This is a genomic window from Luteibacter anthropi (assembly GCF_011759365.1).
GTDB lineage: Bacteria > Pseudomonadota > Gammaproteobacteria > Xanthomonadales > Rhodanobacteraceae > Luteibacter > Luteibacter anthropi.
Map to the genome: position 1 here is coordinate 445,912 of NZ_JAARLZ010000004.1, position 16,107 is coordinate 462,018.

At 64.1% G+C, this 16,107-nt stretch carries 1 protein-coding gene (only partly in view); it reads left to right on the forward strand.

Going from position 1 to position 16,107, the window contains the following annotated elements; all coding sequences use genetic code 11:
* Window positions 1-16,107: the 5' portion of a non-ribosomal peptide synthase/polyketide synthase gene (locus HBF25_RS09970; RefSeq protein ID WP_166947892.1), read on the forward strand. Its footprint extends 15,588 nt past the window's final position; the window shows 16,107 of its 31,695 coding nt (coding positions 1-16,107); its start codon is at window positions 1-3; its stop codon lies beyond the right edge, outside the window.

The following is a 16,107-nucleotide window of genomic DNA, read 5'->3' on the forward strand; positions in this document are numbered from 1 at the left end:
ATGAACGAACGTCTCGTTGAGCTTCGCCGCGCCTGGCGCGCACATCTCGCCGGCCAGCCGGTACGTATCGATCTTCCGTTCGACCGGCCGCGCTCCTTGCGTGCAGGCGATGGGTTGTCGCGTTGCACGGTGGCCTGTCCTTCGGGCATGTCCGAAGCACTGATCGATACTGCGACAGCCATCACATCGACGCCCCTGGCGATCCTGGCCGGCAGCTTCGCGTACCTGTGTGCCCGGCTGGCCGGGAGCCGCGACATCGTGATCGGCGCCAACGACAATGGTGTCGATGATCCCAGCGCTTTGCCCTATCGGATCGATGCATCGTCGCCGGTCCGTAACGTATGGGAGCAGACCACGCAGGCATGGCAGTGGGCCCGCGACCACGCCGGCCTGTCGTTTGCGGAGGTAGTGTCAGCGCTGGGCCTCGACAACGATAGCGCACACCATCCGGTCTTCCAGGTTTTCTTCGCGTGGTCATCCGGACGCGTTGCAGCGGTTCCACCCGGAGTCGACTTCGCCATCGAGGCAAGGCAGACCGACGGTACGCTGACGCTTGAAGCGGCCTATGACGAGCGACTGTTCGATACGTCGACCGTGCAACGGCTGGTATCGCTTTACCTGTCCTTCGTGACGACGGCGCTCGATGATTCCTCGGTACCACTGGACAGTGCATGGCGTGCCGGCGTGGAAGCAGTACAGGCAACGGGCAACTGCCAGGCGCTGGATCGGCTGCTGTCCGGCACACGTAGCGACACGGGCGCCTGGTATCCGCTGTCGACGGCGCAAAAAGCCATCTGGATAGAGGAACAGGCAACGAAGGGAAGCTCGTATCAGACCATATCGGTACTGCGTTGCGGCCCGGCGGTGGATCGCGACCTGCTGGAAGCGGCCGTCGATGCCGTCATCGCACAGAACCCGGTGTTCTGGCTGGAATGGAACGATGCCGGCTGGCAGAGGCAGTCGTCGGTGCCGATGACGACACGTGTGAGTTTCGTCGACGAATCCACTGCCGGTGAGTGGGATCGCACCGAGATCATCCGCCAGTGGCATCGCGATGCCATCGCCGACATCGATATGAAAGGTGTCGCGGCGGTGTTCCATTGGGCTGACACATCGTGGGTTGTCTGGCGCCTGCACCACCTGGTGACCGACGGCTGGACGACGATCCGCACGGGTGAAAACCTGGCGAAGAACTATGCACTGCTGGCGCGCGATCCGGCACATCGTTTTGCGCCGGGTCGTCACTACCTCGACTGCCTGCCATCCGATGTGATCTACGAGGATTCACCGGCGTTCTCCGAAGATGGTGCCTTCTGGCACGATGGCTGCGCCGCGTTGCCGGAGACTCCGCTGCTTGCCGCGCTGGCCGATCGTCCGCATGCCATCGACGAACCGTTCCGTGTTTCTTCGGTCACGCGAACCTTGTCGCCCGACTTGCAGGCCGCCATCCAGCGTGCGGCCGACGAAGCGTCGGTCACTCCCTCGGAATGCCTGACCGCGCTGACGGCCATGTACCTGGCACGCATGGCTGGCGAGGAAGACATCGTCATCGGCGTGGCCTATCTCAACCGCACGCGCGACATGCTTGATACGCTCGGGCAGTTCGCCAAGGTGCTGCCGCTGCGTCTGTCGCCTGACGGCGAGACGATTGCTGCGCGCATCGGTGCATCGGCGGAAGCCTTCCGCCATGTGATGACGCACGGCCGCTATCCTTTCAGTGAACTGGTCAGGCAACACGGTCTCGATGCACGCCATGTCGAGGTCAGCGTCAACACGCTGTTCCTCAAGCGCGGTATCGAGCTGGGAGGCGATCCGGCCCATCTGGAATGGCTGAGCGGTCCACAGGCCGGTCTCTCGTTCCTCTACACGCAGTTCGGACGTCAGGCAGCCATGGGGCTGGAGCTCCGCTTCAACCTGTCTGTGTTCGACGAAGCATCGGTTGAGCGCCATGCTGATCGCCTGCTGGATTACCTGGCCGAGGCCGCTGCCGATCTCAATGCGCGTCCGCAGGACGTGGCCCTCCTGACGCCGGACGAACGGCATCTGTTGCTGGACACCTGGAACGCCACGGGTCGGGCATACGACACCGATCGCTGCATCCATGCCTTGTTCGAGGCGCAGGTCGAGCAGAATCCCGACGCAGTCGCACTGGTAAGCAACGACGAGCTGCTGACCTATGCAGACCTGAACGCAAAGGCCAATCGTCTTGCACACCATCTGATTGACCGGGGCGTGGGGCGAGAGGATCGTGTCGCCGTGTGCGTGGAGCGCAGTCCGGGCCTGGTGACAGCACTGCTCGCGGTACTGAAGGCCGGCGCTGCCTATGTGCCGCTTGATCCGGGATATCCCACCGAGCGTCTCGAACAGATCCTGGCCGATGTAGAGCCCGCCGCGATACTGGCCGATGGCGCGGGACGAGGCGCCCTGGGTGACCGGTCCGGAGACAGCTTCGACCTGGATGACGCAACCGTCGCGTCGACGGGGCCGGTAAGTAATCCCGCCGTGCCTGGCCTGGGATCATCCGATCTCGCCTACCTGATCTATACCTCCGGTTCGACCGGCACGCCCAAGGGTGTGATGGTCGAGCATCGTACGTTCGTCAACCTTATTGCGTGGCATGCCGAGACCTTCGGCCTTGCACCTGGCCAGCACAGCACGGCCACCGCAGGCATGGCGTTCGATGCCAGTGCCTGGGAAATCTGGCCGGCACTGGCCAGCGGCGTCACGCTGCACCTGCCACCGGCAAGGGTCAACCGCGATCCCGCCCTGCTGTTGCCATGGTGGCGCGAGCAGCCGCTGGATAGCGCGTTCCTGGTCACGCCGCTGGCCCAGCTCGCCATGGAAGGTACGTTGCCTCAGGGGCTGCGTCATCTGCTGGTCGGTGGCGACCGCCTCGGTGGCGTACCGGCTTCTCTGCCGGCCCATGTGCGGCTGACCAACAATTACGGCCCGACCGAAACGACGGTGGTGGCTACATCCGGCACAGTCGAGGCGGGTGATGTCCAGCCGTCCATCGGTCGTCCCATCGCCAATACGCGCGTCTACGTGCTCGATGCACACCAGCAACCGGTACCACCCGGGGCCACGGGTGAACTGTATGTCGGAGGGGCGGGCGTCGCACGTGGATACTGGCGGCGACCGGAGCTGACCTCGGAACGTTTCCTTGCCGATCCGTTCAGCGGCGTTCCCGATGCGCGGATGTATCGCACGGGCGACCTTGTACGCTTCCTGCCCGATGGCCGGCTGGCTTACCTGGGACGCAACGACGAACAGGTGAAGATCCGCGGGTTCCGCATCGAACTGGGCGATATCGAGGCAAAGCTCAAGGCCGTGGAGACGGTGAGCGATGCGGTAGTCGTCGCGCGCGTGCAGGCGGCGGGCGAGAAGCGCCTTGTCGCTTATGTCGTGCTGAGCGATGGTGCCGATGCCGACCTGGCGATGCCTGCGCTGCGCACGCAGCTGGGCCAGCAACTGCCCGATTACATGGTCCCGTCGGCATTCGTGTGCCTGGAGGCGCTGCCGCTTACCGCCAACGGCAAGCTGGATCGTCGCGCGCTGCCTGCGCCGGATGACGATGCTTTTGTCCGCGGGCAGTACGAGGCGCCGCGTGGCGACGTCGAGGAAACGCTCGCCGCGACATGGCAGGCACTCCTGGGTGTGGATCGCGTGGGGCGAGACGATGATTTCTTTGCTCTCGGCGGCCACTCTCTACTGGCCGTGAAGCTGCTTGGTCGCCTGCCAACCCTGTTCCAGATCGAGTTGCCGTTGTCTGAACTGTTTGCCGCGCCCACGCTGGCGGGATTCGCCGAGGTGGTGTCACAGCGCCTGGCCGGTACACCGACCGGCTCGGTGGTGATCGAGGGCGTATCGCGCGATGCCGTGCTGCCGCTGTCGTTCGCCCAGCAACGCCTGTGGTTCCTGGCGCAACTGGATGACAACAACGAGAGTTATCACATTCCCCTCGGCCTGCGTCTTCGCGGGCCGCTGGACAAGGCCACCTGGCGTCGCGCGCTGGATACGGTGTGGGATCGACACGAAGCCCTCCGCAGCCATTTCGTGAGCGTGGGATGCACTCCCCAGGTGCGTCTTCTTCCCCCGGGACAGGGCATGCCGTGGCGTGAGGACGACCTGCGCGACGTACCCGACCCGTCCGGGGAGATGGACCGGCTGCATGGGGAGGAAGGCCGTGCGCCGTTCGATCTGGCGACGGGGCCGCTGGTGCGCGCGCGCTGGATCGAACTGGCCGACGACGATCGCGTCTTCCTGCTGACCCAGCATCACATCATTTCCGATGGCTGGTCCGTGGGCGTGCTACTGAAGGAATTGTCCAGCCTGTACGATGCTTTCCAGCAAGGTCATGGTAATCCGCTGCCTGCACTGGATATCCAGTACCCCGATTACGCCGTATGGCAGCGTGCATGGATGAGCGGCGGCCGCCTGGCGGCACAGTCGGCATACTGGAAGCGTCAGCTGGCTGATGCGCCTGTGCTGCTGGCCTTGCCGACGGACAGGCCGCGCCCGCCGCAGCAGAGCTTCGAGGGTGCCAGCGTACCGGTATCGCTGGACGCGGTAACCACCGCGCGACTGAAGGCCTTCTCGCAAACTCACGGCGCCACCCTGTTCATGGGCGTGCTGGCCGCCTGGTCTTCGGTATTGAGCCGGCTTTCCGGGCAGGACGACCTGGTCATCGGTATTCCCGGTGCGAACCGTGGTCATGTCCAGACTGAATCCCTGGTCGGCTTCTTCGTCAACAGCCTCGCCTTGCGAATCGATCTGTCGGCTCGCCCGGACGTGGCCACCCTGCTGGATCGCGTGCGCCGCGTAACGGTGGATGCGCAGGTTCACCAGGACCTGCCGTTCGAGCAGGTGGTAGAGGCGGTACAGCCACCGCGCCATCTGGAGCACACACCGATCTTCCAGGTGATGCTCGCCTGGGATAACGACGAGATCGGCCAGTGGAACGTCGAAGGTGTCCATGGCGAGATCATGGACGTGCCCTGGATGCCCGTGAAGTACGACATCGAGCTGAACATCGGCGAGCACGAGGGATGCCTGGAGGGCAACCTGCGCTACGCCACGGCGCTGTTTGATACCGAAACGATGGAACGTCATCGCGATGCCCTGTTGACCCTGCTCGGCACGATGGTCGTCGATCCGCTCCAGCCGGTGGGAAGCATCGATATCCTGGGCACGGAAGAGCGGACGCGCGTGCTAACGACCTGGAACGCTACAGAGCGTTCTTATCCCACTGACCTGGGCATCCACCAGCTGTTCGAGGCACAGGTGGAACGCACGCCGGGTAGCGTTGCCGTCATTACCGACGAGGAACAGGTGACCTATGGCTGGCTGAACGCGGAAGCGAATCGTCTCGCACATATGCTCATCGACAAGGGCGTTGGCCCGGATGTCCGCGTAGCCGTGTATGCCGAGCGTAGCGTAAGCATGGTGGTGGGGTTGCTTGCCGTGCTGAAGGCCGGCGGCGGCTACGTGCCGCTGGATCCTTCTTATCCGGTGGACCGCCTGGAATGGATGCTGGAAGACTGCGCACCGAAGGTGCTGCTCACAACAGCAACGTTACGCGACACGTTGCAGGTGGACTCGTCGATAGTAATGCTTGGGCTGGATGATCCTTCCCGGCCGTGGAGTCATGGATCAGCTGATAACCCCAGTGTTGCGGGCTTCAGTCCTTCCAGTCTTGCCTATGTGATCTACACCTCCGGGTCGACGGGACGGCCGAAGGGAGTGATGAACGAGCACCTCGGCGTGGTGAACCGACTCATCTGGATGCAGGAAGCCTATGGGCTCACGGAGAGTGACGCCGTACTGCAGAAAACGCCCTTCGGCTTCGATGTATCGGTATGGGAATTCTTCTGGCCCTTGCTGAACGGTGCTCGTCTGGTGATGGCACGTCCACAAGGACATAAAGACCCGTCTTACCTGGCCGAAGCAATTCGCCGGCATGGCATCACCATCCTGCATTTCGTACCGTCAATGCTTCAGATCTTCGTGGATAGCGGGAAAGCAAGTGATTTGCCAGGCCTGCGCCACGTCATGTGCAGTGGCGAGGCGTTGCCGGGCGCGCTGGCCCGGCGTTTACGCGAGGCCCTGCCTTCGGTTGCACTGCATAACCTGTATGGCCCGACGGAAGCCGCCGTGGACGTTACGGCATGGTCGTGCACCGGAGACGACCTGCCTGACAATATTCCGATCGGCAAGCCCGTCGCGAATACATCGATTTACCTGCTGGATGCTTACGTCCAGCCAGTGCCACAAGGCGCGGTGGGCGAGCTTTACATCGGTGGGGTGCAGGTGGCGCGAGGGTACCTCAACCGGCCGGACCTCACGGCGGAACGCTTCGTCGCCGATCCGTTCAGCGGCATTCCTGGGGCAAGAATGTATCGCACGGGTGATCTGGCCCGCCATCAGCCTGACGGCACCATCGTCTATCTGGGACGCAACGATGACCAGGTGAAAATCCGCGGATTTCGCATCGAACTGGGTGAGATCGAAGGCCGCTTGCTCGAAAAGGACAGTATTCGCGATGCTGCGGTTGTCGCAAGGGATGCGGCGGGCGGGAAATTCCTGGTGGCCTATGTCGTGTTCAAGCCAGGCACCCACCGGGCCTCCGAGCTTGACGTGCTTCGTGCGCAGCTGGCGCAACGACTGCCCGACTACATGGTGCCATCCGCTTTCGTCGTGCTGGATGCGCTGCCACTGACGCCGAACGGAAAGCTGGATCGTAAGTCGCTGCCCGCGCCAGACGATAGTGCTTATGCACGGGAAAGCTACGAAGCACCGCTCGGACCTGTCGAGGAGACACTGGCACAGCTCTGGCAGGAGCTCCTGGGCATCGAGAGAGTGGGCCGCACGGATAATTTCTTTGCGTTAGGTGGCCATTCGCTGCTTGCCGTACAGCATATGGAACGACTTCGTGGACAGGGTCTTTCGCTTGAGGTAAGGGCGCTTTTTGCTGCGCCGAACCTGCGCGAAGTGGCTGCGATGCTTGGCCAGAATCACGAAGTCGTGGTGCCGGAGAATCTGGTACATCACGATACGGCCGTCATCCATCCTGCCATGTTGCCCTTGATCGATCTGACCGACGAGGATATCGAGCGGATCGTGGCGAAGGTGCCCGGAGGTGTATCGAACATCCAGGACATCTACGCGCTGTCGCCGTTGCAGGACGGCATCCTCTTCCACCATCTGATGGCGAAGCAGGGCGATCCGTACATGCTGCTCGTGGAGCTGGCACTGGCGGACAAGGATCTGCTGGATCGCTTTCTGGGTGCCGTGCAAACGGTCGTAGACCGGCACGACATCCTGCGCACCTGCTTTGTCTGGGACCAGCTCTCGCAACCGGCACAGGTCGTGTGGCGTCACGCCGCCGTGGAGGTGACGACCTGGCAGCTTGATCCGGAAGCCGGTGAGATCGGAACACAGCTGCTTGCGCTCGTGGACCCGCGCCATCATCGGGTTGACCTGGAGCGCGCGCCCCTGCTGCGCTTCGACGTCGCCTACGATGCCGCGAACGGGCGCTGGCATGTCGCGCTGCGCCTGCATCATCTCGCGAGCGATCATTCGGGCCTGGAAATACTCTTCGACGAAGTGCAGACGATCCTCGCCAGTGGCGTGGACGCCCTCGCACCGGCCCGGCCGTTCCGCCAGCTTGTTGCCCAGGCCCGCCTCGGTGTTTCTGAAGATGCCCATGCGGCTTACTTCCGTACGCAGCTCTCCGACGTGGATACACCAAGCCTGCCTTTCGGGCTGAGCGAGGTGCACGGCGATGGACAGGCCGTGGACGAGTTCCACGAAACGCTGCCGGCATCACTGAATGCGCGCCTGCGTGAGCAGGCCCGTCGCCATGGCGTAAGCCTGGCGAGCCTGTGCCACCTGGCCTGGGGCCAGGTCGTGGCTCGCACGAGCGGTCAGGACACGGCCGTGTTCGGCACGGTGCTGTTTGGTCGCATGCATGGCGGCGAAGGGGCCGATCGTGCGATGGGGCTGTTCATCAATACGCTGCCCATTCGACTGGACCTCGACAGTACGCCTGTACTGGAGAGCGTGAAGCTTACGCATCGCAAGCTCGCTGACCTGTTGCAGCATGAACACGCCTCGCTGGCTCTCGCCCAGCGTTGCAGCGGCGTGCAAGCCCCGGCGCCGCTGTTCGGTTCGCTACTCAATTACCGGCACAACCGCGAACTAGGCACGGAACTGGAGGCCATCCGTCAGCTGGGCATCGAACTACTGAGTGCGGAGGAACGCACCAGCTATCCCCTCTCGCTGTCCGTGGAAGACGGCGGCGATAGTCTGGGGTTGACCGTCCAGATCGTCCGGCCGCTGGATGCGCGTGCAGTCAGCGCATACATGCACCACGCGTTGGCCAGCCTCGCGACAGCGCTTGAGACGGCGCCGGCCAGTCCCGTGCACGGCCTTGCGATCCTCCCGGAAGGAGAACGCACGCTGCTGCTGGAGACCTGGAACGCGACGGAGCAGAACTATCCGCAGGACTCCTTCATCCACCGCATGTTCGAAGACCAGGTGGAACGGACGCCCTATGCCATCGCGCTGATCGCCGGGGACGACCGGGTCAGCTATGCAGACCTCGACACCCGCGCGAATCGCCTGGCGCATCACCTTCTCGACCGCGGCGTACGCCCGGATGACCGCGTGGCCCTGTGCGCGGAGCGCAGCGTGGACATGGTGGTGGGGCTGCTGGCGATCCTGAAGGCGGGGAGCGCCTACGTGCCGCTCGACCCGGCGTATGCGGGCGAGCGTCTTGCCCAGGTGCTCGGCGATGCACAGCCTGCCTTGCTGGTTCACGATGCCACAGGCCGGGAGGTGCTCGGTGTATTACCGGCCGACCTGGTGGCCATCGATCTGGGCAACGATACCCCCTGGGCGGCATTACCCGGGGACCGCCCGCAGGTGCAGGATCTGGCCGCGCACCATCTGGCCTACATGATCTACACCTCCGGTTCGACCGGCATACCCAAGGGCGTGATGATCGAACACCGGGCCGCGGTGAATTACCTGCACTGGTCTGTCGGAGCCTACGCGCCACGACGTACCGTCGTGTCGTCCTCCCTGGCGTTCGATGCAACCATCACCAGCCTCGTCACGCCGTTGCTGTGCGGTGCCGAGGTGGTGCTGCTGGGCTCGGGACGCGAGATCGATGAACTGGAAGCCCTGGTTCGCAGCGATGCCGGCCTGCTGAAGATCACGCCGAGCCATCTGGACCTGCTTGGCAAGGGATTGCGCGCAAGCGGAGCAGTTACCCACGTCGATGCGCTGGTCATCGGCGGCGAAGCCCTGCCGCCGCAGGTCGTGGGTGACTGGAAACGCCTGCAACCCGGCATCCGGATGATCAACGAATACGGTCCGACCGAGACCGTGGTCGGCTGCGCGATCTACGAGGCGACCGGTGAAGAGACGACGGTGGTGCCCATTGGTCGCCCCATCGCAAACACGCGCCTGTATCTGCTCGATGCATATCAGCAGCCGGTGCCACTGGGTGCCGTGGGCGAGCTGTACATCGGCGGCGCGGGTGTCGCACGCGGTTACTGGAATCGTCCGGACCTGACGGCCGAGCGTTTCCTGCGCGATCCATTCAGCGCGGTGCCGGACGCAAGGATGTATCGGACGGGCGATCTTGCTCGCTATCTGCCGGATGGCAACCTCGTCTACCTGGGCCGCAACGACGAGCAGGTGAAGATCCGCGGTTTCCGTATCGAGCCCGGTGAAATCGAGGCGCATCTGCTGGCACAGGCATCGGTGCGTGACGTGGCCGTGGTCGCCCTTGGCGACGGTGCAGGTGGCAAACGCCTTGTGGCATATGTCGTGCCGGGTAACGGAAGCGACGGCGACCAGGTGATTGCCGATGCACGCGACCGGCTCAGCCATGCGCTTCCCGACTACATGGTGCCGTCGGCCTTCGTGCTCATCGATGCACTGCCGCTCACCCCCAATGGCAAGCTGGATCGCAAGGCCTTGCCCGCACCGGATGAAGCGGCCTTTGTCCGCGAACGTTACGAAGCCCCGATGGGCGAGGTCGAGGAAACGCTGGCGCGCATCTGGCAGGATTTGCTGGGCGTGGAGCAGGTCGGCCGCCACGACAACTTCTTCGCGCTGGGCGGTCATTCGCTGCTGGCGATCCAGCATATGGAGCGCCTGCGCCGGCAGGGCCTGTCACTGGAAGTGCGCGCGCTGTTCGCGGCGCCGACCCTGCGTGAGCTGGCAGGGATGCTGGGCAGCAACCACGAGGTGGTGGTGCCGGACAACCTCATCGATCCTGGTACGACGTCGATTCATCCGGCGATGCTGCCGCTGATCGAACTCACCCAGGCCGACATCGACCATATCGTGGCCCAGGTGCCCGGCGGCGTGTCCAATATCCAGGACATCTACGCCCTTTCACCTTTGCAGGACGGCATCCTGTTCCATCACATGATGGCGGAGAAGGGCGATCCGTATCTCCAGCGGGCGCTGCTCTCCACCCGCGAGCACGGCTCGCTGGATCGCTTCCTCGGTGCCGTGCAGCAGGTCGTCGATCGTCATGACATCCTGCGTACCGCCTTCTTCTGGGACCAGCTTTCGCGTCCGGCACAGGTGGTCCTGCGGCGCACCGCGATCGAGGTGACATCGTGGACGCTGGATGCGGCGGACGGTCCGGTCGCCGACCAGCTCATGAAGCAGGTGGACCCGCGCGAGCACCGTGTCGATCTGGGCCACGCCCCCCTGCTGCGCTTCGATATCGCGCGGGATGCGCAGGCAGATCACTGGTATGTGGTGCTGCGCCTGCATCACCTCATCATCGACCACGCGGGCCTGGACATCCTGCTCGACGAGGTGAAGACCATTCTGGCAGGGCACGGCAGCAGCCTGCCACCTGCGGAGCCGTTCCGCCGCCTCGTGGCGCAAGCCCGCCTTGGCATCGGCGAGGCGGAACACGAAGCCTATTTCCGTGCACAGCTGGCGGATGTGGAAACTTCCAGCCTGCCGTTTGGCGTTGGCGAGACCCAGGCCGACGACTACGACGTCGAGGAGTGGCATGAGGCATTGCCGCAGGCACTCAACGATCGCCTGCGTGCACAGGCGCGTCGTCATGGCGTGAGCCTTGCGAGCCTGTGTCACCTGGCGTGGGGCCAGGTGGTGGCGCGCAGCAGCGGCCAGGATACGGCCGTGTTCGGTACGGTGCTGTTCGGCCGTATGCATGCTGGTGAAGGTGCCGACCGGGCCATGGGCCTGTTCATCAACACCTTGCCCATTCGCCTGGACCTGGACGGCACGAGCGTGCGCGAGAGCGTGCAGCTGGCCCATCGCAAGCTGGCCGAACTGCTCCGGCACGAGTATGCATCGCTGGCCCTTGCCCAGCGATGCAGCGGTGTGGAAGCCCCGGCACCGCTGTTCGCCGCCTTGCTCAACTATCGCCACAATCGTATCGAGGCCTCTCGTTCAGGCGTGGATACCGGACTCGGGCTGGATGTGCTGCATGGCGAAGAGCGGACGAACTATCCGCTTACCCTCTCCGTGGAAGACGGCGGCGATTCGCTCGGCCTGACCGCACAGACCATGGCGCCGCTGGACCCGCGATCGATCTGTGCCTATATGCGGGTCGCACTGGAAAGCCTCGCCGCCGCGCTCGACCATGCGCCGGACACGCCCGTAGGCGAGCTGGCCATCCTGCCGCAGGAGCAGCGTGCCCTGTTGCTGGAAACCCGCAACGCCACGGCGCGGCCTTATCCTGCGGACCGCCGCATCCACGAGGTGTTTGAAGGGTGGGTGGTTGAGACGCCTGACGCCACGGCCATCGTCGATGCGGATATCAGCCTCACCTACGACGAACTCAACCGCCGCGCGAATGTCCTGGCGCATGCTCTGATCGACTTTGGTATTCGCCCCGGAGAGCACGTCGCGATCCGCGCGGGTCGCAGCATCGGCCTGGTCGTGGCCGAACTGGCCGTGCTCAAGTGCGGTGCCGTCTATGTGCCCATCGATCCGGAGACACCCGAGGACCGTCATGCCTGGATGCTTGCGGATGCGGAGGTCCGCTGCATCCTTGTCGATGAGCGCCCGGCGGGTGAGGCGGCGGGCATTCCGGTACTTTCCATCCGTACTGCGCAATCGGCCTGCGCGCAGGATTCGAATCCTGCGCTGAGGCTTAAGGGCGACACGCCCGCGTATCTCATCTACACCTCCGGTTCCACCGGCACGCCGAAGGGCGTACTCGTTACGCATCGGGGCGTGAATCGCCTGGTGCTCAACAACGGATATGCGGACTTTCGTTCCACCGACCGCATCGCACTGGCCGCCAACCCGGCCTTCGATGCGAGCACGATGGAACTGTGGGGCGCCTTGCTCAATGGCGCGAGCCTCGTCGTGGTCGAACGACAGGTCCTGCTGGACCCGGCGGCGCTTACCGCCATCATCGAATCGTCCGGCATCAGCGTTCTTTTTGCGACGACGTCGATCTTCAATCAGTACGCGCGGGAAATCCCGCATGTGCTGGCCCGCCTGCGTGTGTTGATGAGCGGCGGAGAGCGCGCCGAACCGGCATCGTATCGCCACATTCTCGCCCAGCCGACGGCACCGTTGCTGTTGAACTGCTATGGGCCGACCGAAACCACGACGTATGCGACCACGGCTTCCGTGACGGAAGTCGCGGAGGATGCGACGGATATCCCGATCGGTCGTCCCATCTCCAATACCCGTGTCTATGTACTGGACGCGCGTGGACAGTTGCTGCCACCAGGGGCCCCGGGCGAACTGCACATCGGTGGCGACGGTGTCGCGACGGGTTACTGGAAACGACCTGAGTTGACCATGGAACGGTTCGTGCCCGATCCCTTCAGCGATGTGGCGGGGGCTCGCATGTATCGCACGGGTGATCTGGTGCGTTACCTCCCCGACGGCAACCTGGTTTACCTGGGCCGTAACGACCAGCAGGTGAAGATCCGCGGCTTCCGCATCGAGCCAGGCGAGATCCAGGCCCGCCTGCTTGAACTGCAAAGCATCCGCGATGCAGCCGTCGTTGCGCGTAGCGTGGCGAACGGCGAAAAGCGCCTGGTGGCCTACGTGGTACTTCACGAAGGGATCGGCGCCGATGGCATCGTGCCGGTGCTCCGCTCCCATCTGGGCCAGCGGCTACCCGCGTATATGCTGCCGTCGGCCTTTGTCATCGTGGGCGCATTGCCGCTCACGGCAAACGGCAAGCTGGATCGCCGGGCGTTGCCGGTGCCGGACGACGATGCCTATGCGCACGGTGACTACGAGGCACCGCAGGGCGAAACGGAACAGGCCCTGGCCGGCATCTGGCAGGAACTGCTGGGGCTGAAACGGGTGGGTCGCCACGATAATTTCTTCGCCCTTGGCGGTCATTCGCTGCTAGCCATCCGGATACTGGGTCGCCTGCAGCAGGTGTTCGGTCGCTCGCTGTCGATGCGCGCACTCTTTGCGGCACCGACGGTTGCCGGGCTGGCCATTGCCATCGATGAAGCGCCGCTACAGCGTGACGATGCGGCCATGCCCGTGGTGGATCGCCACGGTACGATGCCGTTGTCCTTCGCCGAAGAGCGCATGCTGGCGACGCACCTGGCCGCCACGCACGGCGGCATGCTGAACTCATCCATGATCCTTGAGCTGACGGGGGCGCTTGTGCCCGAGCGTCTGGAGAGGGCGTTGCAGGCCGTGGTTGCGCGGCACGAAATCCTCCGCACCCGCTACGAGATGGGTGCAGAGGGGCGCTTCGTGCCCGTGATTGCCTTGCCAGGCATGTTCCGGCTGTCGATCCGGCAGGTTGCTGACGATGGCGTTGCGCTGGCGAAGGAGCAGGCTGGCCGGCTACCGGACTGCTTCGAGGGTCCCGTGTTTGCCGCCACGCTTCTCGTGGCGACACCCGGGCAGGCGTGGCTGGTCCTCAACATCCATCATGCGGTGACGGATGGCGTGTCGTCCCAGGCGATCTGGCGCGACGTTTGTGTTGCCTATGAGCGCGATGAACCGTCGCTACCTGCGCCCGCCCACCAGTATCGTGATTACGCCGCATGGCAGCGTCGTCACCTGGATGGTGGTCGTCTCGACGAGCTGCGTCGCGCATGGCGCGCGCAACTGGCCGGCCTGCCGGTCTGCCTCAACCTGCCATTTGATCGTTCGCGTCCGTCGGTAATGAGCGACGACACCGGTCATCTGGACATCGCCTGCCCCGCAGCGCTGGTCAGGGATATCCAGCGCGTGGCGGCCAGCTACCGGGTCACCCCCTTCGTGCTGCTGGAGACTACGCTTGCCATCGTGCTCGGCCAGTTGGCAGGCAGCCGCGATGTCGTAGTGGGTACGGTGGCCGAAGGCCGTCGCCTGCCGGGCACCGAATCGATGGTCGGCATGTTCGTCAACAGCATTGCACTGCCGCATCGCGTAGAGCTTTCTTCCCGTGTGCAGGATCACTGGACGCAAGGTGTCGAGGCCCTGATGTGGGGCCTGGAACACGGCGACCTGCCGTTTGCCGAGATCGTCGCCGCCGTCAATCCGCAGCGCAGTGCCTCGCACGATCCGATCTTCCAGGTGTTCTGCCAGTTGCAGCAGTCGGTATCCGATGCGGATATCTCATTGGGTGACCTGGCGGTGAAGCCCGTATCGCGGGGGCTCAGCGGTCGCGGCGCCGATATCGCGATCATCTTCCGTCACGGCCAGGACAGCCTCGTCGCGGATGTCAGCTTCAGCGCCGACCTGTTCGATGCCGCGTCGATGGAAGCGATCCTGTCGCTGTATATGAGTTTCCTTGCTGGAGCGATCCGTGCACCCCAGGCCTCCGTGGGCGACGTATGGCAGGAAAGCGTGACGCGTCTGCTGTCCTCGGGACAGCACGAGGCACTCGAACGGATGCTTCATCGTCCTGCACCTGCCACGGGCGCCTGGTATCCGCTTTCGCTGGCCCAGGAGACCGTGTGGCTGCAGGAGCAGGCTGCGCCGGAGGGCAGCTCGCACCAGGCGGTGGCCATCATGCGGTGCGCGCCGTCGTCGGATCGCGCGCGACTGGACGATGCCGCGCGTGCGCTGATCGCACAGCACCAGTCCTGCTGGCTGGAATGGAGCCGTACGGGAAGCCAGCATGAAGCACGGGTGCCGGCGACGCGTTTCGAACGCATTGTCATCGATGCACCAGCAGCACCTGAAGCACAGGAGCAGGTGATACGCGACTGGCACCGTTCGCTGATGAAGGCATCCGACGACCGGCAAGGCGTGGTCGCCATGTTCCACTGGCCGGACAACGCCTGCGTGGTCCTGCGTTTCCATCACATGGTGTACGACGGCTGGTCGGTCATCCGTTACTACGAGCGGCTGGTGAAGAACTACTCCCTGCTCGAAACGAACCCGGCCCATGTCTTCACGATGGATCGTGTCTTCATCGATACGCTGAAGTCCGACCAGGCTTACCTCGATTCGGCGACGCATACGGACGATACGCTCTTCTGGAAGACCGCCAGCGGAAGCTGGCCGGAGACGACGCTGCTCTCGTCGCTGGCCGACCGGCCCCATGCGGAGGATGAGGCCCAGCGCGTGGCTTCCGTGACGCGGGCCCTTCCGACCGTATTGCAGGATGCACTGAACCGGCTTGCCGAAGAGGCGTCGGTGTCGCTGGCCGAATGCATCACGGCATTGACCACCCTGTATCTTTCACGTGTAAGCGGGGAGGGCAATCTCGCCTTCGGCGTGGCCTTCCTCAATCGTACGAGGGACGCGCTCGATATTCCGGGCCAGTTCGCGAAGGCTCTGCCGCTCGGTCTGTCGCTGGATGCGCGGGAAGGTACGGTGGGTGGCAGCATCGCGTACATCGCGGAAGCCTTCCGCGATGTACTGAAGCATGGCCGTTATCCCTTTGGCGACATCGTGCGTCGCCTCGGTCTCGATGCAAGGCATACCGAGGTGAGCGTGAACACGCTCTTCCTCAAGCGTGGCATCGAGCTGGAAGGCCAGCCAAGCCACATCCAGTGGTTGAGCGGACCGGAGGGCGGCCTTTCCTTCCTGTTCACCCAGTTCGGGCGGCAGGCCTCGATGGACCTCGAACTGCGCTTCAATCGAGCCCTGTTCGACGATGCGACGATCGAGCGTCATGCG